Below are 17,168 nucleotides of genomic sequence, written 5' to 3'. Positions count from 1 at the left end.
GTTCGCATGGGGCCATCAGTCCCCGAACCCTGACGACCCTCTACAGCGCCAGGCTCGGGTCGATGCCCACGTCGAGCCCGGCGGTGTGGCCCGCGGCCCACTTCGCGGCGGCCGTGACGGCGATCATGGCCGCGTTGTCGACCGAGTGCGCGGGGTCGGGGACGAACACCTCGAACCCGTCACTCTCGCCCGCCTCGGCCATCGCCGCGCGCAGGCCGCGGTTGGCCGAGACCCCGCCCACGACGGCCACAGCCCGCACGCCGGTCTGGTCGACGGCCTCGCGCACGCCCTCGACCAGCGACTCGACGACGACGCGCTGGAACGAGGCCGCCACGTCGGCGCGGTGCTGCTCGACCGTCGCCTCGCGCTCGGCGCCCAGATCCGCCAGCCAGTAGCGGACGGCCGTCTTGATGCCCGAGAACGAGAGGTCGAAGAGCGCGTCGCCGCGGCGGCCCTTCGGCCCCAGGCGGGGCGAGGGCAGGTCGAGGAACCCAGCGTCGCCGTCCGCCGCGAGCCGGTCGACGTGCGGGCCGCCGGGGTAGGGCAGCCCGAGCAGCTTGGCGACCTTGTCGAACGCCTCGCCCGCCGCGTCGTCGCGCGTCCGCCCCAGCTCGCGGTGGCGGAACCCCTCCTCGACGAGCGTCAGCAGCGTGTGGCCGCCGGAGACGGTCAGGCACAGGAAGGGGAGCGGCGGCCGGGGCGCCTCGATCATCACCGAGTAGACGTGGCCCTCCAGGTGGTTGACGCCGATGAGGGGGACGCCCGCGCCGAGGGCCAGCCCCTTCGCCACGCTCAGCCCAACGAGGAGCGAGCCGGCCAGTCCGGGCCCGACCGTCACGGCGACGGCGCCCACGTCGCCCATCTCGACCCCGGCCTCGTCGAGCGCGGCCCGGATCGTCGGCACGATCAACCGCTCGTGGGCCCGGCTGGCGTGCTCGGGCACGACGCCGCCGAACCGCTCGTGGACCCGCTGCCCGGCGACCACGCTCGACGCCAGCCGGTCGTCCGCCCAGACGGCCGCGGCGGTGTCGTCGCACGACGTCTCGATGGCGAGGATGGGGGGGAGGGGCACGAGGGATGGAGGGGTGCGGGATGGAGGGATGACGGGGTCGCGCGGAGGATCCGTCTACGGCGACAAGTTCGGGCGACTTTCCGCGGGCGCCCTGGCGAGTCTGCCCTCGAGCCCCCACCTTCCGCATTCCGCATTCCGCATCCCTCCATGCTCTACGTCACCATCATCCTCGACGGGGCCGGCGTCGGCGACGCGCCGGACGCCCAGGCCTACGGCGACCGTGGCGCCGACACGCTCGGCCACGTCGTCCGCCAGCAGCGGCCGGCCCTCCCGAACCTGACGCGCTGGGGGCTCGGCCACCTCGTCGACGGTCTCGACGCGGTCGACGCGCCGGCCGCCTCGTGGGGACGCCTGACGGAGCGGGCCGCGGGCAAGGACTCCACAACGGGCCATTGGGCGCTGGCGGGGCTCGTCCTCGAAACGCCGTTCCCGACGTATCCCGACGGCTTCCCGGACGACGTGGTGGCCGCGTTCTGCGAGCGCGCCGGCGTCGACGGCGTCTTGTCGAACGCGCCCGCGTCGGGGACGACGGTGATCGCGGAGCTGGGCGACGAGCACCAGCGGACGGGGCGGCCCATCGTCTACACGTCGGCCGACAGCGTTTTTCAGATCGCGGCGCACACCGACACGATCCCGCTCGACGAGCTGTACCGGATGTGCCGAGTCGCCCGCAAGGAGGTGATGGTCGGCGAGCACGCCGTCGGGCGCGTCATCGCGCGGCCGTTCGAGGGCGAGCCCGGCGCGTACCAGCGGATCTCTGCGAAGCGGAAGGACTACTCGCTCGCGCCCCACGGCCCGGCGCTGCTCGACCGGCTCCAGGGCGCGGGCGTGCGGACGGTCTGCGTCGGCAAGATCGCGGCGCTGTTCGGCGGGGCCGGCGTGGGCGAGGAGATCAAGACGGCCGGCAACGCGGACGGCATCCAGAAAACGTTGGCGGCGATCCGCGAGGCGGCGGCGTCCGGCCAGCCGACGTTCGTCTGGACCAACCTCGTCGACTTCGACGAACTCTACGGCCACCGCAACGACGCGCCCGGCTACGCCGCCGCGCTCGAAGCGTTCGACGCCGCCCTCCCCGACCTCGAAGCGGCGCTCCCTCCGGGCGCCGTGCTCACGCTGACGGCCGACCACGGCAACGACCCGACGTACCCGGGCTCCGACCACACGCGCGAGCGGGTCCCGGTCCTCCGGTTCGACGGAACGCCCGGCCGCGACCTCGGCACCGCCGACACGTTCGCCGCCCACGCTGCGGACGTCGCGAGGCACTTCGGCATGGAGTGGGCCGGGCCGACCGCTGGCGGGATGAGCCGAGGCGTGTGAAGATGCTCGTGCTGGGCATTCCAATGAAACCGACGGCGTTGATGGGCCGCTCGGCCGCCGGAGAGACCCGCACCGAGCCTCCACCCCCCCCGACCCGGATGCGCCTCTCGCTGCTCGCCCTCGTCCTCGCGGCCTCCGCCGCGTCCGCCCAGCCCGAGTGGCGGACCCACCCCGCCAGGCCGTCCGTCTCGCTCGACGCCCTCTACGCCGTCGGCGACGACGACCTCGTGGCCACCGACGACCAGGGCAACCTCGTCGGGACCGTCGACGCGGTGTCGTCGGTGCTGCTGCTCTCCGGTCGCGTTCCGGTCGGGGCGCGGTGGGGCGTGCGGGCCGAGGTGCCCCTCGCCTACACCCGCTTCTCCGGCCCCAACGGGCTCGGCGGCGTCCTCGACGAGTCGGACACGGCGATTGGCAACCCGTACGTCGGCGTCGAGGCGAGCGTCGGCCGCAGCGTGGTGCTGGGCGCGGGCGTCCGCGTGCCCTTGTTCAACGACGTTGCGGAGTCCGAGGGGTTCGGTTGGCAGGGCGGCCTCGGGGCCGACTTCGAGCGGTTCGAGGCGTACGTCCCCGATCTCCTGACGGTCTCGGCCTCGGCCGTGTACGCCCGGGCGCTCGGCCCGGCCGTCCGCCTCCGCGGGCGGCTGACGCCGGCGGTCGTCGCCGACGTCTCGGGCGCGGAGAACGCGAACGGCCCGGGCACGACGGACGTGGTGGTCGGGTACGGGCTCCAGGCCGAGGCCGACGTCCGCGCGGTCGCGCTGCGGGGTGGAGTCGTCGGCCGACAGTTCCTGACGGGGCGGCGGTTCGAGGCCTTCGAGACAACGGCGACGGTGGTGGCCGGGGCCACGGTCGAGGTCGTCGGCATCCGGCCCGGGCTCCTGGTCCGCGTCCCGCTCGACCGCGACCGATTCTACCTCGACCCCGACGCGACCGTCGGCCTGACGCTCGACGTCCCGTTGCGCTAGGCCGGCCTCTCGGCATGGCGTGGGACGGCCCCGGCCGGCCGCTGGCGGGACGAGCCGGCTTGTGAGCCGGGGGACTGGCGTGTGGGACCGATTCGCTCCGGCGCCCGTCACAGACCGGACTACGCGGACGGAGGCTCCGGCGCCTTGTCGCGGAGCAGGCCGGTGATCTCGGCCACCGTCGTGAACAGCGCGTCGCCCATGAACCGGAGGCTCTCCAGCGCCCGCGCGCCGGCCGCGGCGTGGCCTGGGCCGCAGGCGTCCTCGATCACGACGGGCAGGTACCCGAGGTCGGCCGCGTGCCGGACGGTCGGCTCGATCCCGATCTCGGTCGCGACGCCGCAGACGAGGAGCGTACGGACGTCGCAGTCGCGGAGTGCGAAGTCGAGCGGGGTCCCCTCAAAGGCCGACATAGACAGCTTGTCGAACACGGCCTCTGTCGCGCGCGGCGCCAGCTCCGGCGTGATCTGCGTCCCCTCCGCGTCGGGGGGGAACCAGGGGGTGATCTCGTCGGGGTCGTCCGTCCGCTGCCACGCGAGGGCCTGCCGGATCTGGAACCGGCCCATCAGGTTCTTCGGGAGCGACGTGTGACGGACGAAGTACGTCCGCAGGCCGACGTCGCGGGCCGCGTCGAGGACGGCCCTCACCTTCTCGACGACGGCGTCGGCCCCGGCCAGCTGGCGCAGGATGCCGACTTGCATGTCGTAGACGAGGAGCGCCGCGCGGTCGAGGCACACGGCCTCCTCCACGGTGCGCGGGACGTCGATGCCGGAGACAGTGAGCATGGTCTTGGACTCGTTCGCGGGAAGGTAGGCCCGCTCGCGCGACGCCGGTCGGGCCCACTGCGACGCTACGCCGGCATCTCGGCCTTCGCCTCGGCGATCGTCTTGCGGACGGACCGGACGGTGCTCCACGCGCCGAACGCCACCAGCAGCGCGACGAACCCGTAGACCCACGCCGGCACGTTCTCGCCGGCGATGAGGAGGTAGACGTAGGCCGAGACGAAGCACGCGCCGGCCGCCAGGATTGGCACGACCGGGCTCTTCTTCGCCTTCACGTTCCGGCCGAGCCACGCCAGCGACGCGAAGAACAGCGGGATCGCGCCGACGTAGATCGCCCCGAAAACGAGCGGATCGACGCCGTACTGGGCGCCCAAGCCGAAGAACCAGTCGCGCAAGGCGTCGAACATGGGGCCGGTGGAGGACGCCCGTAGACTACGGGCCGGCCCCGTCCCTTACGCCGCCCCGCCCGTGCCCAAGAGCCTCTCCGACTTCCCCGCCCGCGAGACCCTGGGCGACACGCTCGGCATCGAGATCGTCGAGGGGACGGCCGGGCGGTGCGTGGCGACGATGCCGGTCGAGCCGCGGCACCACCAGCCGCTCGGGTACCTCCACGGCGGCGCGACCGTCGCCCTCGCTGAGACGGTCGCCAGCGTCGGGGCCTACCTCGCGGCGCCCGACGGGTTCACGGCGTTCGGCCAGGAGATCAACGCGAACCACCTCCGCCCGATGCGCGAGGGCCGGCTGACGGCGACGGGCACCCCGGTCCACGTCGGCAAGACGAGCCAGGTGTGGGGCGTCGAGGTCCGCGACGACGCGGGCCACCTCGTCTGCATCAGCCGCTGCACCTTGGCCGTCGTCCCGCTCCGGTGACGGCGGCGGCCGTGCTCGTCCGGCTGGCCGCGGCCAGCCGCGCGGCCGTCGAGGTCCGGTCCGGGGCGGACGGCGGCTCGGGCGCGGGCGACGTGACGGCGACGACCGACGGAGGCGCCGTCGTGCTGGCCGAGGCGGGCACCTGGACGCCGGCCGGCGCTCGGCCGATGCGCTGGCGGGCCGTCTCGCGGTGGCGGGCCCAAGGCGCCGCACTCGCCGTCGAGCACCTCCGCCAAGAAGCCCCCGCGCGGGTCGTCCTCGACCTCGGGCCGGACGGTGTGTGGGCCGGCCGCGAGCCCCACGCCTGCGGGGCCGACCTCTACGCGGTGGGGCTCCGGATCGTCGGCGACGCCCTTGAGGTGACGTGGACGGTCTCGGGGCCGCGCAAGTCCGCCCGGGTCGTGACGCGGTACGGCGGCCCAGGCTTGGCGCCTTGAGACAGCGGGGGCGGCCCGTACCTTCTCCGACCCCTCCCCGCTCCCATGCTCCTCGGCGAAGTCATCGGCACCGTCTGGGCCACGCGCAAGGACCCCGGCCTCGTCGGGATGACGTTCCTCATCGTCCGCGAGGTTGACCTCGACGGCGAGCCGCTGCCGACGGTCGTGGTCGCCGCCGACGCGGTCGGCGCGGGCGTGGGCGAGACGGTGCTGGTGGCCCAGGGCTCGTCCGGCCGTCAGACGGCGGTGACCCAGGGGAAGGCCGTCGACGCCGTCATCATGGCCATCGTGGACCGGCTCGACGTGGTCGAGGAGGAGGCCGCGTTGCCCGAGGTTGCTGAGGCGACCGACCCCCTCGTCCTGTGAGGCTGGGCCGCGTCATCGGCTCGATCTGGGCGACCCAGAAGGACCCGTCGCTGCAAGCCCGCCGGATGCTCCTCGTCCAGCCGCTCCGCGCCGACGGGACCGACGCGGGCCGCCCGACGACGGCGCTCGACACGTGCGACGCCGGGCCGGGCGACACGGTCCTGTTCGTGACCTCGGCCGAGGCCGCGATCCCGTTCCTCGACGCCCACGACCTGACGGCCACCGACGCCACCATCGTCGGCGTCGTCGACCAGGTGAGCCTGGGCTGACGCCGCCGGTGCTACGCCGCGTGGATCTCGTCGTGCTCGTCGGCCAGGATCTCGTCGCCTTGGTCGAGCCGCTTCCGGCCGGCCCAGGCGAGGGCTGTCACGGCGCCGAACCCGAGCAGCGCCAGCGCCAGCACGGGCCCCCAGCCGACGCCCCCGCCGCCCAACAACGTCGCCGGGTCGGCGCCCGGGCCGAGCAGGACCGACGGGTCCGGCACGCGCTCGACCACGCCGTCGGACCCGACGTGCTCGGCGGTGCCCACCCAGGGCCACAGCGCCCGGAGCGAGCCGGCGAGCAGGCCCACGAGCACCGTCATCGTCAGGTCGTGGTAGCGGTCCAAGAGCCAGCTCAGCCCCTTCGCCGCCAGCCCCAGCCCGACCCCGGCGCCGCCCGCGAACGCGGCCACGTAGCCCACGTCGAGGCTCCGCAGCGCCTCCAGCGTCGGCCGGTACAGGCCGAACACTTCGAGCAGGAACGCGCCGCTCACGCCGGGCAGGATCATCGCGTTGATGGCGACGGCCGCCGTCCCCGCCACGCGCCACATCGACGGGTCGGCGGCGTCGCCGCTGCGGGGCAGGCCGGTCAGGACGAACGCCGCGATGGCCGCCACGACGGCCACGGCGACGTGCCACGTGTGGTGCTCGCGCCGCTCGCGCCACGGGATCACGAGCGACGCCGCCACCAGCCCGAAGAACAGGGCCCGGCACTGGACCGGGTACGCCACGAGCAGCTCCGGCACGAACAGCGACCCGATCCCGATGGCGACGAAGATCCCCCCGACGACGGGCAGCAGCAGCGCCCAGTTCAGCGCCCGCACCATCCCGAATGCCGTCCCGACGCGCCCGCGCACCAACGTCAGCACGGCCGAGAACGCCTCGCCGATGGCGTCGATCAGGTCCTTGTAGATCCCGACGATCAGCGCCATCGTGCCGCCGCTGACGCCGGGGATGATGTCGGCGCCGCCCATGAGGAAACCCTGGAGAAAGCGGCGGAGGAGGGGGGGCATCGGAGGGTGGAGGGTGGAGGGTGAAGGGTGGAGGGTTCCACAACGCGGCTGAAAAGGTTCCGCCGGGGCCCCGCCGTAGGGGCACGGCGTGCCGTGCCCTCGGCCCGCCCCGTCGCCAGCCGCGTCGCGGCGTGCGGCCCCCGTCCGCTCTGCCATTTCCCCATTCCCCAATTCCCCATTCCCGCGAGCGCCAGCGAGCTAGCGGTCGCGGACGAGCGGGACGAAGACGACGCCGTCGAACGTCTCGTCGGCCAGCGTGTCCGCCCCGGTCCGCGTGATCCGGTGGAGCGCCTGGCGCTCGGGCGGGCCGACGGGGATGAGCAGGCGGGCGTCGGGCCGGCCCTCGGCGGGCTCGCGGAGCTGGTCGGTGAGCTCGGTCGGGACGGTGGGGCCGCCGGCCGTCACGACGATGGCGTCGAAGGGGGCGTAGCCGGGCCACCCGTAGGTCCCGTCGCCCGCCCGGGTACGGATGGACAGGCCGAGCGCCTTCAGGACCGGCGTCGTCTTCTGCAAGAGCGCGGCGTGGCGCTCGACCGAGAACACTCTCGCGCCGAGCTCGGCCAGGACGGCGGCCTGGTAGCCGCTGCCCGTCCCGACTTCGAGCACGCGGTCGCCGGGCTGGACCTCCAGGAGCTCCGTCATCCGGGCGACCGTGAACGGCTGCGAGATCGTCTGGCCCTCGCCGATGGGCAGGGCCACGTCGTCGTAGGCCTGGCGGTGGAGGCCCGTGTCCGGGATGAACCGGTGGCGCGGGACGCGGCCGATGGCGTCGAGCACGCGCTCGTCGGCGATCCCCTTGTCGCGGAGGGCGCGGACGAGGCGGCGGCGGAAGGCGGAGGCCTGGCGGTCGGTCAGGAGCACGGGACGGGGCGGGTGAAGCGCGACGGGCGATGGGGGTAGGAGTGACGGGCCCATCACCCTTTCCCCATCACCCGTCGCTCAGGTGGTCGCGTCGGGCGGCGGCGGGGGCGGGTCCTCGGGTGTCCCGCCGGGGGCCGACTCGCGGCGGTCGGGCGAAAAGGCGTCGAGAAGGCGCGTCTCGACCTCCTCGAGCGAGAGGCCCACGTCGAGCCGGCCGTTCTCGGCGACCGAGATCTTGCCCGTCTCCTCGCTCGTCACGATGACGAAGGCGTCGGTCCGCTCCGTCAGCCCGACGGCGGCGCGGTGGCGGAGGCCGAGGTGGGGGTCGAGGTGGCGCGCGTCGGAGACCGGCAGGATGCACCGGGCCGCCTCGACCTTCTGGCCCTGGACGATCACGGCGCCGTCGTGGAGCGGTGAGTTGGGGAAGAAGATGGCCGTCAACAGGTCGCGCTCGACGTCGGCCGAGATCTGGGTTCCGGACTCGATGTAGTTCCGTAGGCCCGTGCTCCGGGCGAACGCGATGAGCGAGCCCACGCGGTCGCGGCTCATCTCCTGGATCGCCCCGATCACCTCGTCGGTGATCTTCTGGCGCGGCGGCTGCGTCACCAGCCGCCGGACGATGGGGTTCCGGCCCAGCAGGAACAGGGCCTGGCGGATCTCGGGCGCGAACAGGATCAGGACGGCCAGCACGAACACGTCGCCGACGGCCCCGAACAGCGTCGTCAGCGTCGTCAGGCCGACCGCCCGGACCACCTCGTTGACGGCGTACAGGCCCAGGAGCGCCACGGCCACCTGGACCGCGATCGTCCCCCGGATCAGCCGGTACACCTGGTAGACCAGGAACGCCGTGACCCCGATGTCGACCAGGTCCAGCCAGCGGACCGGCACGAACCCGATCCGCAGGCCCTCCTGGAGCAGCAGCGCGAGCCCGGTCATGGGCCGTCGGCGGCGACCGCCGCGTCGGACGCCGCGAGCGCCGCCCCGACCACCCGGAGCACGTCGGCCGTCTCGCGGACGTCGTGGGCCCGGACGATGGAGGCGCCTCGGGCGACGGCGAGCGCAGCCAGCCCGAGCGACCCGGACAGCCGCTCGCCGACCGGCGCGGGCGGCCCGTCTCCGCCCAGCACGGCGCCGACGGTGCTCTTGCGCGAGACGCCGACCAGGACGGGCCACCGCTCCGCCAGCCGGCCCACCTCGGCGATCAGCCGCAAGTTCTGGGCGACCGTCTTCCCGAACCCGAACCCCGGGTCGACGACCACGTCGCGGACGCCAGCGGCGTGGGCACGGGCGACCGACCGCGCCAGCGACGCGGCCACGTCGTCCACGACATCGCCGTAGGCGCCGGCCGGGGCCGAGCCGCCGGTCTTCTGGAGCCCGTGCATCACCACGAGCGGCGCGCCGTACTCGGCCGCCGCTGCGGCCGTCCCGAGCCCCTCGCGCAGGCCCGTCACGTCGTTGACGAGGTGGGCTCCGGCCCGGAGCGCCTCGCGCGCGACGGCCCCCTTGGTGGTGTCGACCGAGATCAGGACGTGTGGGACCTCGCGCGCGACGGCCTCGACCACGGGCACGACGCGCGCCAGCTCCTCGTCCAGCCCCACCGGGAGCGCCCCGGGCCGCGTCGACTCGCCGCCGACATCGACGAGGGTCGCGCCGGCCTCGGCCATGGCGCGGGCCCGGCCGACGGCGGCCTCGACCGTCGCGTAGCGCCCGCCGTCCGAGAACGAGTCGGGCGTGACGTTGAGGACGCCCATCACGTGGGGCCGGTCGAGCGGGAGGGCCCGGCCCCGACAGTCCAGCACGCGGCGGGCCGAGTCGGTTGAGGGCGGGGCGAGGGGGGGCATGGGGCGAGATCGGGCGCCTCGAAGCTACGACGCGGGGCCCCCCGCCCCCGGATGCGGAACCCGCGCGGCTTCATCCCTCGTACACATTTCCGAGGGCCGCGGTACACTGCGCCCCCCGACGTCCCGCCGCCCCCCTCTGCGGCCTCACCCGACCCCAGCGCCTAGCTCCCGTTCGCCCTCCCCAGCCGCCCCTGGCCGCGCCATGTACGTCCCCCGAAGCCAGCGGATGCTGGACCAATACCTCCAGGAGATCGGCCAGATCCCCCTGTTGACGGCCGACCAGGAGGTCGAGCTCGCCCAGCGGATCAAGGAGGGCGACGAGGACGCGCTGCACCAGATGGTCCGGGCCAACCTCCGGTTCGTGGTCTCGGTGGCCAAAAAGTACCAGGGACAGGGGCTCACCTTAAGCGACCTGATCAACGAGGGGAACTACGGGCTCATCAAAGCGGCCAACCGGTTCGACGAGACGCGCGGGTTCAAGTTCATCTCGTACGCCGTCTGGTGGATCCGCCAGGCCATCCTCCAGGCGCTCGCCGAGCAGGCCCGGACGGTCCGGCTCCCGCTCAACCGGATCGGGACCATCTCGAAGATCCGCAAGGCGTCGGCGCGGCTGGCCCAGACCTACAAGCGCCCGCCCAACGTCGAGGAGTTGGCGGCCGAGCTCGACCTACCGCCCCAGAAGATCGAGGACGCGCTCCGCCACCAGGCCCGCTCGCTCTCGGTCGACGAGCCGTTCGGCGACGAGGACGACAACAACCTCTTGGACGTCCTCGAAGACGCCGCCGACGTCCCGCCGGACGAGTCGCTGCTGGACGAGAGTGTGACGAGCGACATCGAGCGGGCGCTCGCCACGCTGGCCCCGCGCGAGGCCGAGATCACCCGGCTCTACTTCGGGATCGGCCGCGAGACGCCGATGACGCTGGAGGAGATCGGCCAGGAGTACGAGCTCACGCGCGAGCGCGTCCGCCAGATCAAGGAGAAGGCGCTCCGCAAGCTCCGCCAGAAGGGCCGCCGCGCCGAGCTCCGCAGCCACATCAGCGGGTAGCCAGCCGCGCGGTCCCCGCCGAGGCCCACGCCTACTTCGGGCTGAGGTCGTGGTAGCCCCGGGCCAGCGCTTCGGCCGTCGGCATGGCCCGGGTCGTCTCGCGGAAGAACACGACGGCGTCGAACCCGTCGGCAACGACGGTCTCCTCCACGAAGTCGTCGGGCCGGTCGGGGTCGTACGAGTTGCCGATGTTGCGGGCCGGGCGGGGCGTCCGGAACCACTCGGCGACGGGGCCGGACGCGGGGAGCTCGCGGAGGTCGAGGGCGAAGGCGTCGAGGCCCGTCGCCCACAGGGCGGCCTCGAACGAGCCCGGCGCGGGCGGCCCGAGCGTGAACGCGCGGTACGGCGGGCCGGGCCAGTCGTCGGCCCGGGACCGCGTGTCGTAGGCCTGGAAGGAGCCCTCGCCGAAGAACGTCCCGACGGCGAGGTAGTCGTCGCCCAGCCCGTCGCGGACGAACGCGCCGGACGACTTCCGCGCCAGCGTGATCGACGGGTTGTAGCCGACGTGGCCGTTGTGGGCGCCGAACACCATCCGCCCGCCCCGGCCGAGCCGGCGGGCCACGGCCGGCAGCGTCAGGCCGATGGCCACCTCTCGCTCGTTGTCGAAGTCCATGTGGGTCGGCGGCGTCCGGAGCGACTCGTGGAGCAGGTCGAGGTGCAGCACGAGCGTGTCGGCGGCGGCGAGCAGGGCGCCGTCGTCGCCGTAGCGGCCGGTCGCGACGCGGGCGCGGACGCCGCGGACGGCCTCGTCCCAGGCGTAGCGCTCCGCCGGATTCAGCGAGTCGCGGTAGGCGTCGAGCCCGCCCGGCAGCGCCGTGACGACCGGCTCGACGCCCGCCCACCACGCCGGGTCGCGCGTGCCGAGTGCGGCAGACAGCGTGTCGGCCGCGCGCCGGACGCCCGCCGCGACGGCGGAGACGTGGCCTTCGAGGTCGGCCAGCGACCGCGCGTCGGTCCGGAGCGGGAGCTCCATCAGGGCGAACTGGAGACGATGCCGGGTGCTGCGCTCGGCGATCCGGGCGGCGACCGCGCCGGTCCACTCGTCCGGCTCGCCGTCGAGCGCGTCGGCGAGCCAGGCCGCGCCCTCGGCGAACTGGCGGGCCCGCCCGGGGCTCATCCCGAACAGTGCCCGCCAGCAGGCGCGGGGGTCGGCGCAGGTCTGGCTGGGGTCCGTCCCGAACGCCTCGGCCATGACCGCGACCGCCTCGGTGGCCTCGCCCCCGACCCGGCCCGCCGCGTCGAGCGCGGCCACGACGCTCCGCGGGAGGTCGAACGCGTCGACGCCGACGAACCGGACGGGCGTCCCGGCCGACTGGTTGTGGGCGCGGACGAAGGCCAGCAGCGCCTCGTTCTCGTCCGTCACCCAGACGTTGTTGAACAGGCCGACCTCGGCGACGGGCACGGACGGGTCGTTGAGGGCCGGCTCGCGGTCCAGGCTCTGGACGAACTCGGCCTCCCACAGCACGGCGTCGAGCTCGCCGCGCCGCGCCAGCCAGCGGACGACGCGGTCGCGGAACGCGAAAAACTCGGACGTCCCGTGCGTCCCCTCGCCGAGCCCGATCACCTGGGCGTCGCCCAAGAGCGCGTCGAGCGCGTCGAGGTCGTCGTCGGGCAGGGCCGGGTCGGCACCGGCGAGCGGGACGGCGTGCGCGCGGATCCAGTCGACCACCTCGGGCGGCGGCTCCGACGCGCGGTCCTGGGCTGTGGTGGGAAGGGGAAACAAGGCGGCCAGGGCGGCCACCGCGAGGAGAGAGGAACGGAGGGGCATGGGGGAGGGGAAGGCCGAACGAGCGCCCTGGGGACGCAGCTCAGGCTCGGGAGGTTACAGCGTCTGACGGCCCATTCCGGCGGACGGCCAGCGGACGGCCGGCGGACGGCCCGCTCTCGCGCGTCCGAATTGTCCGGCGTCGACCCGCGCGGCGTCGGAGCTTGCGGCCCCCCGCCCGACGCCCGATGCCCTCGCCCTGGTGGCGCGCCCGCCGCGACGCGCTCCTCGCCCTCGCCGACGCCCAGACGCCGCGCTACGTCTACGACTTGGCGACCGTCCGCGACCGCGCGCGGGCGCTCCGGGCCGCCGTCCCGGCCGACCGCTACCTCTACGCCGTCAAGGCCAACGGCCACGCCGACGTGGTGCGCGCGCTCGCCGCAGAGGGGTTACGGCCCGAGTGCGTGTCGGGCTTCGAGATCGCCCACGTCCGCCAAGTGCTGCCGGCGCTCGACCCCGCCGAGGTCCTGTACACGCCCAACTTCGCGCCCCGCGCCGAGGTGGCCCAGGCCCTGGCCGACGGCGTCCGCGTGACGCTCGACAACGCGGCGACGCTCGACGTCTGGGCGGAGGTGTGGCGCGGCCACGACGTGTTCGTCCGCGTCGACCCCGGCGTGGGGAAGGGCCACCACGCCCACGTCCGGACGGCCGGGACCGCGTCGAAGTTCGGCGTCGCGGGGGCCGACCTCGGGCCGCTCGCCGTGCGGGCCGGCGCGCTCGGCGTCCGCGTGGTCGGGCTCCACGCCCACGTCGGGTCGGGCGTCGACGAGCCGGAGGCGTGGGCCCAGACGGCCCGGACGCTGGCGGCCCACGCCGACGCCCACTTCCCCGATGCGGCCGTCCTCGACGTGGGCGGCGGGCTGCCCGTGCCGACCGGCGGCGCGCCCGCGTTCGACTTGGCGGCGGCGGGCCGAGCCCTCGCGGCGTTCCGCGCCGAGCGGCCCGAGTTCGAGGTCTGGGTCGAGCCCGGCCGCTACCTCGTCGCCGAGGCCGGCGTCCTGCTGACGCGCGTGACCCAGGTCAAGCGGAAGGGCGACGTCCGCTACGTCGGGCTCGACGCGGGGATGAACTCGCTCGTCCGCCCGGCGCTGTACGGGGCCCACCACGACGTCGTGAACCTGTCGCGGCCGGACGCGCCGGTGGAGGGGCCGGCCGAGATCGTCGGGCCCATCTGCGAGACCGGCGACGCCTTCGCCCACGCCCGCCCGTTCCCCCACGCCCAAGAGGGCGACGTCGTGCTGATCGACACGGCCGGGGCGTACGGGGCCGTCATGGCGTCGAGCTACAACCGCCGCCCGCCGGCCGAGGAGGTGGCCGTCTAGGCGCCGGGCCTGAGCCGGGACTCCCCTCACCCTGCCCCTACTCCAGGCTCAGGGCCGCTACGTCCTCGGATCTGTTTTCGATCGACGGCCAAACCAAACGAGTCCTTCCCGCGCAGGCGGGAATCCAGGGCTCGTGCGGCACAGTGCTCAGCCTCTCTGGATTCCCGCCTGCGCGGGAATGACTACACGTACTTGTGCATCTGCCACAGAACGTAGCAGCCCTGCTCTCCCGGCGGGAGAGGAGACGCCGTAGGAGGCCGCGTTCCTCGCGAACTCGTATCAGCCGTCGAGGACCGAGTTGGCCTCAGTCGGGGGCGTGCCCGCGAGCGGCCCGCGGACGAGGAGCGGGCCCGTCCCGCCGGCCGGCGCAACGCCCGGCGCCTCGACGGCGGCGAGGGCGGCGGCGAGCGCGTCGCGGCGGAGCGGCTTGGTGAGGTAGCCGTCCATGCCGGCCTCGCGCGCGGCCTGGTCGTCGCCGTCGAGCGCGTTGGCGGTGAGCGCGACCACGGCCGGCCCCCGGTCGCCGAGCGCGGCCCGGATCTGGCGCGTGGCCTCGAGGCCGTCGACCCGGGGCATCTGGATGTCCATCAGGACCACGTCGTAGTCGCCGGCGAGCGCGGCCTCGACCGCCTCGGCGCCGTCGGCGGCCACGTCGGCGGTGTAGCCGAGCGCGGCGAGGGTCCGCAGGGCCACCTTTCGGTTGACCGCGTTGTCCTCGGCCAGCAGGATGCGGAGGGCCCGCGACGGCGGGGCCGACGGCGTCGGCGCGGGCGGGGGCTCGTCGGCGTCGCTGGTCCGCCGGGCAACGGCGCGGCAGAGCGTGGCGTGCCGGGCCGGCTTGAGGAGGCTCGCGTCGACCCCCTCGGCGGCCGGCCCGTCGTGGGCCCGGAGCTCCACGAGCACGGGCGGCGTCGCCCGGCGCGAGCGGAGCGCGCGGGTCCACGCCAGATCGGCGTCGGGCCCGGCGTCGACGAGGACGGCCTCGAACGGGCGGCCTCGCGCGTCGGCCTCGGCGGAGAGGGCCAGGGCGGCGTGGGCGTCGTCGGCCTGGGCGACGTCGGCGCCGGCGCGTTCGAGGTGGCCGGCGACCATCCGGCGGCTCGCGGCGCAGTCGTCGACGACGAGCGCGCGGAGCCCGTCCAACTCCGCCGCCGCCGTCGTGGGCGCCTCGGCCGGGACCACGCGGAGGGTGACCGTGAACGTCGAGCCGTGGCCCGGCGCCGGGGCCGGCGTGCTCTCGACCCCGATCTCGCCGCCCATCAGCTCGACCAGTCGTTTCGAGATGGCCAGTCCGAGCCCGGTCCCGCCGTGCGTCCGGGTGGTCGAGGCGTCGGCCTGGGTGAACGCCTCGAACAAGCGGGCCCGCTGCTCGGCCGTGATCCCCATGCCGGTGTCGCGGACGGCGACCTGGAGCTGCCCGTCGGGGTCCATCGACACGTCGACCGTCACCTCGCCCTGGAGCCGGCCCGTCTCCATCCGGACGAGCCCCCGGTCGGTCGCCAGCAGCGCGCGGCCGGCCCGGTCAAACGCGACCCCGTTGACGAACGGGTCCGCGAGCCCGTCGGCCTCACCGTAGGACGCGACGGACCCGTCCGGCGACACGATCGACAGGCCATCGTTGGTCCCCGCCCACATCCGCCCGTCGGGCCCCTCGGCGAGGTCGTAGACGTAGTTCGAGGCCAGGCCGTCGGCGACGGTGTAGAGTTGGCGCCGTCCGTCCGGCCGTCGGCGGAGCAGGCCGTGGTACGTCCCGATCCAGACGTCGCCCGAGGACGCCCGCCGGATCACGTTGACCCGGGTGTCGGGGGGCGCCGGCGCGAGGGAGAGCGGGCGGAACGGGCCGTCGGGCGGGCCCCGGAACGCGCCGCGGCCGGTCCCCACCCAGACCTCGCCGCCGATCTCGGCCGACGCCCAGATGATGGGGACGTCGAGGCCCGTCGACGCGCCGAAGTGGGCGAATGCGTGGCTCGTGAACACCCCGACGCCGAGCCCGGTGAGCCCGGTCCAGACCTCGCCGTCGCGGCCGACGTGGAGCGCGCGGACCTCGCGGTTGGTGAACCCGTTGGCCTCGGTGTAGAGCGCCCCGAGCGGCGCCGCCGGCGTCGCCTGGTCCAGCCAGCCGACCTCGCCGAGGTCGGTCCCGATCCAGACGCGGCCTCGGGCGTCGGGCGCCAGCGACCGGATCCGGCCCGTCACGCCGTCGGCCGGGGTCAGGGGCCGGGCCGTCACGCGGTCCCCGACGATCCGAGCGAGCCCGCGCGGGCCGGCGACCCAGAGCGCCCCGTCCGGCGCCACGGCGAGCGCGACCGGTTGGGCGGGGACGCCGTCGGCTGGGCGGAACGTTCGGAGCCGGCCGTCGACGATCCGGGCGAGCCCGCGCGGGGTTGCCAGCCACACCGCGCGGCGGGTCGTGGCGATGTCGGTGACGGTGTCGCTGGGGAGTCCCTGGGCCCGCCCGACGCGGCGGACCCGGCCGCCCTCGACCACGAACGCGCCCTCGCGCTCGGACCCGACCCAGAGCCGCGAGCCCTCGACCGCGAGCGACCCCACGTGGCGGCGGAGCGCGGCTCCCCCGACCGGCCGGAACCGGCCGCCGTCCAACACCGCGACGCCGTTGGGCGTCGCCGCCCAGATCCGCCCGCGCCCGTCCACCGCCAAGTCGCCGACGTAGTTGCGGGGCAGGCCCTCCTGGGCCGTGAACGTGACGAACTCGGTCCCGTCGAACCGGGAGACGCCGCCCTGGGTGGCGAACCAGAGGTAGCCGTCCGGCCCTTGGGCGACGGCGTTGACCCGGGTCTGCGGGAGCCCGTCGGCCAGCCCGTACGTCCGCACGGCGAACTGCTGGGCCGAGGCCGCGCCGGCGGTGAGGAGGAGGGCCGCGAGGGCGGTGAGGAGAGGGCGCATACGCGGACCGGTCGTGCGCGACGTATCGGCCGCGAGCCCGTCCCGGATAAAGGGCGCAGTCCCGTTCCCGCGTCGAGCGCTGCTGGGGGCGCAGGGCGCGCGCGTTCTCGCCGAGCACCCCCGCTTCCCAGCAGGTCGCGGAGCCTGTCCTGAGCGGAGCCGAAGGGCTCTCGGCTCGGAACGCTGTCCTCCTCATCGAGGGGGACAGTCTGGGCGTCCGCTGAGCGAAGCGGTGGGCGCTCGGACGGGGGTCGGGCGGAGGTGGTTTAGAGCGCGCTCGCCCTGGCTGGGGGCGTCGGAGAGGATACCGACGGGGCTGTCCCCCCGTTATTCTCAGCCCCCGTCTCC

Annotated in this window: 17 protein-coding genes; 8 read left to right on the top strand and 9 right to left on the bottom strand. The window is 74.7% G+C overall.

What is annotated here, in order from left to right:
• Positions 1-40: 40 nt before the first annotated feature.
• On the bottom strand, positions 41-1,072 hold the full coding sequence (tsaD, locus tag ACOOHE_RS18540; RefSeq protein ID WP_420455581.1) for a tRNA (adenosine(37)-N6)-threonylcarbamoyltransferase complex transferase subunit TsaD: 1,032 nt from the start codon (positions 1,070-1,072) through the stop codon (positions 41-43).
• Between the two features lie 147 nt (positions 1,073-1,219).
• Here tsaD and ACOOHE_RS18535 point away from each other — a divergent pair, with 147 nt between their 5' ends.
• A complete protein-coding gene (locus ACOOHE_RS18535; protein ID WP_420455580.1) occupies positions 1,220-2,389 on the top strand; it encodes a phosphopentomutase in 1,170 nt (389 codons plus the stop codon).
• Between the two features lie 98 nt (positions 2,390-2,487).
• A complete protein-coding gene (locus ACOOHE_RS18530; protein WP_420455579.1) occupies positions 2,488-3,357 on the top strand; it encodes a hypothetical protein in 870 nt (289 codons plus the stop codon).
• 119 nt (positions 3,358-3,476) lie between these two features.
• Here the strand turns inward: ACOOHE_RS18530 and ACOOHE_RS18525 are convergent, their stop codons facing one another.
• Positions 3,477-4,139: a cysteine hydrolase gene (locus ACOOHE_RS18525; protein WP_420455578.1), complete on the bottom strand. Its 663-nt coding sequence runs from the start codon at positions 4,137-4,139 to the stop codon at positions 3,477-3,479.
• 65 nt (positions 4,140-4,204) lie between these two features.
• The gene (locus ACOOHE_RS18520; protein WP_420455577.1) at positions 4,205-4,543 is read right to left on the bottom strand and encodes a hypothetical protein; all 339 of its coding nucleotides are present in this window, start codon (positions 4,541-4,543) and stop codon (positions 4,205-4,207) included.
• A 61-nt stretch (positions 4,544-4,604) separates the two neighbouring features.
• On the opposite strand from ACOOHE_RS18520, the gene ACOOHE_RS18515 reads away from it, so the two are divergent.
• Genes ACOOHE_RS18515 through ACOOHE_RS18500 form a run of 4 tightly spaced genes read left to right on the top strand, consistent with a single transcriptional unit; the run spans position 4,605 to position 6,078 of the window.
• Complete coding sequence (locus ACOOHE_RS18515; RefSeq protein WP_420455576.1) at positions 4,605-5,006, top strand: hotdog fold thioesterase; 402 nt, start codon at positions 4,605-4,607, stop codon at positions 5,004-5,006.
• On the top strand, positions 5,003-5,443 hold the full coding sequence (locus tag ACOOHE_RS18510; protein WP_420455575.1) for a DUF6314 family protein: 441 nt from the start codon (positions 5,003-5,005) through the stop codon (positions 5,441-5,443). Before ACOOHE_RS18515 ends, ACOOHE_RS18510 begins: the two co-directional genes overlap by 4 nt.
• A gap of 45 nt (positions 5,444-5,488) precedes the next feature.
• Entirely contained in the window at positions 5,489-5,809 is a 321-nt protein-coding gene (locus ACOOHE_RS18505) for a EutN/CcmL family microcompartment protein (RefSeq protein WP_420455574.1), read from the top strand.
• Positions 5,806-6,078, top strand: a complete 273-nt coding sequence (locus ACOOHE_RS18500; protein WP_420455573.1) for a EutN/CcmL family microcompartment protein — start codon at positions 5,806-5,808, stop codon at positions 6,076-6,078. The genes ACOOHE_RS18505 and ACOOHE_RS18500 overlap by 4 nt, the downstream gene beginning before the upstream one ends.
• A gap of 11 nt (positions 6,079-6,089) precedes the next feature.
• On the opposite strand, the gene ACOOHE_RS18495 is transcribed toward ACOOHE_RS18500, so the two are convergent.
• The 4 genes from ACOOHE_RS18495 to folP form a co-directional block, all read right to left on the bottom strand.
• On the bottom strand, positions 6,090-7,082 hold the full coding sequence (locus ACOOHE_RS18495; RefSeq protein WP_420455572.1) for a DUF368 domain-containing protein: 993 nt from the start codon (positions 7,080-7,082) through the stop codon (positions 6,090-6,092).
• Between the two features lie 198 nt (positions 7,083-7,280).
• Positions 7,281-7,943: a protein-L-isoaspartate(D-aspartate) O-methyltransferase gene (locus tag ACOOHE_RS18490; RefSeq protein ID WP_420455571.1), complete on the bottom strand. Its 663-nt coding sequence runs from the start codon at positions 7,941-7,943 to the stop codon at positions 7,281-7,283.
• A gap of 78 nt (positions 7,944-8,021) precedes the next feature.
• Entirely contained in the window at positions 8,022-8,879 is an 858-nt protein-coding gene (gene cdaA / locus ACOOHE_RS18485) for a diadenylate cyclase CdaA (RefSeq protein ID WP_420455570.1), read from the bottom strand.
• Entirely contained in the window at positions 8,876-9,784 is a 909-nt protein-coding gene (gene folP, locus ACOOHE_RS18480; RefSeq protein WP_420455569.1) for a dihydropteroate synthase, read from the bottom strand. Before folP ends, cdaA begins: the two co-directional genes overlap by 4 nt.
• 202 nt (positions 9,785-9,986) lie before the next feature.
• Between folP and ACOOHE_RS18475 the strand changes: the two genes are divergently transcribed.
• Positions 9,987-10,829, top strand: a complete 843-nt coding sequence (locus ACOOHE_RS18475; protein WP_420455568.1) for a sigma-70 family RNA polymerase sigma factor — start codon at positions 9,987-9,989, stop codon at positions 10,827-10,829.
• A 31-nt stretch (positions 10,830-10,860) separates the two neighbouring features.
• Here ACOOHE_RS18475 and ACOOHE_RS18470 read toward each other — a convergent pair whose 3' ends face one another.
• On the bottom strand, positions 10,861-12,597 hold the full coding sequence (locus ACOOHE_RS18470) for an erythromycin esterase family protein (RefSeq protein ID WP_420455567.1): 1,737 nt from the start codon (positions 12,595-12,597) through the stop codon (positions 10,861-10,863).
• A 185-nt stretch (positions 12,598-12,782) separates the two neighbouring features.
• Here ACOOHE_RS18470 and ACOOHE_RS18465 point away from each other — a divergent pair, with 185 nt between their 5' ends.
• Positions 12,783-13,916 carry an alanine racemase gene (locus ACOOHE_RS18465; protein ID WP_420455566.1) on the top strand — a complete coding sequence of 378 codons (1,134 nt, stop codon included), beginning with the start codon at positions 12,783-12,785 and terminating at the stop codon, positions 13,914-13,916.
• 279 nt (positions 13,917-14,195) lie between these two features.
• Here the strand turns inward: ACOOHE_RS18465 and ACOOHE_RS18460 are convergent, their stop codons facing one another.
• Positions 14,196-16,820, bottom strand: a complete 2,625-nt coding sequence (locus ACOOHE_RS18460; protein ID WP_420455565.1) for a two-component regulator propeller domain-containing protein — start codon at positions 16,818-16,820, stop codon at positions 14,196-14,198.
• Positions 16,821-17,168: the final 348 nt, after the last annotated feature.

The sequence above is a fragment of the Rubrivirga sp. genome, from assembly GCF_965213695.1.
In the GTDB taxonomy this organism is placed as follows: domain Bacteria; phylum Bacteroidota; class Rhodothermia; order Rhodothermales; family Rubricoccaceae; genus Rubrivirga.
Note: the sequence above shows the minus strand (reverse complement) of the source record. Positions and strands in the feature narration are given on the sequence as shown.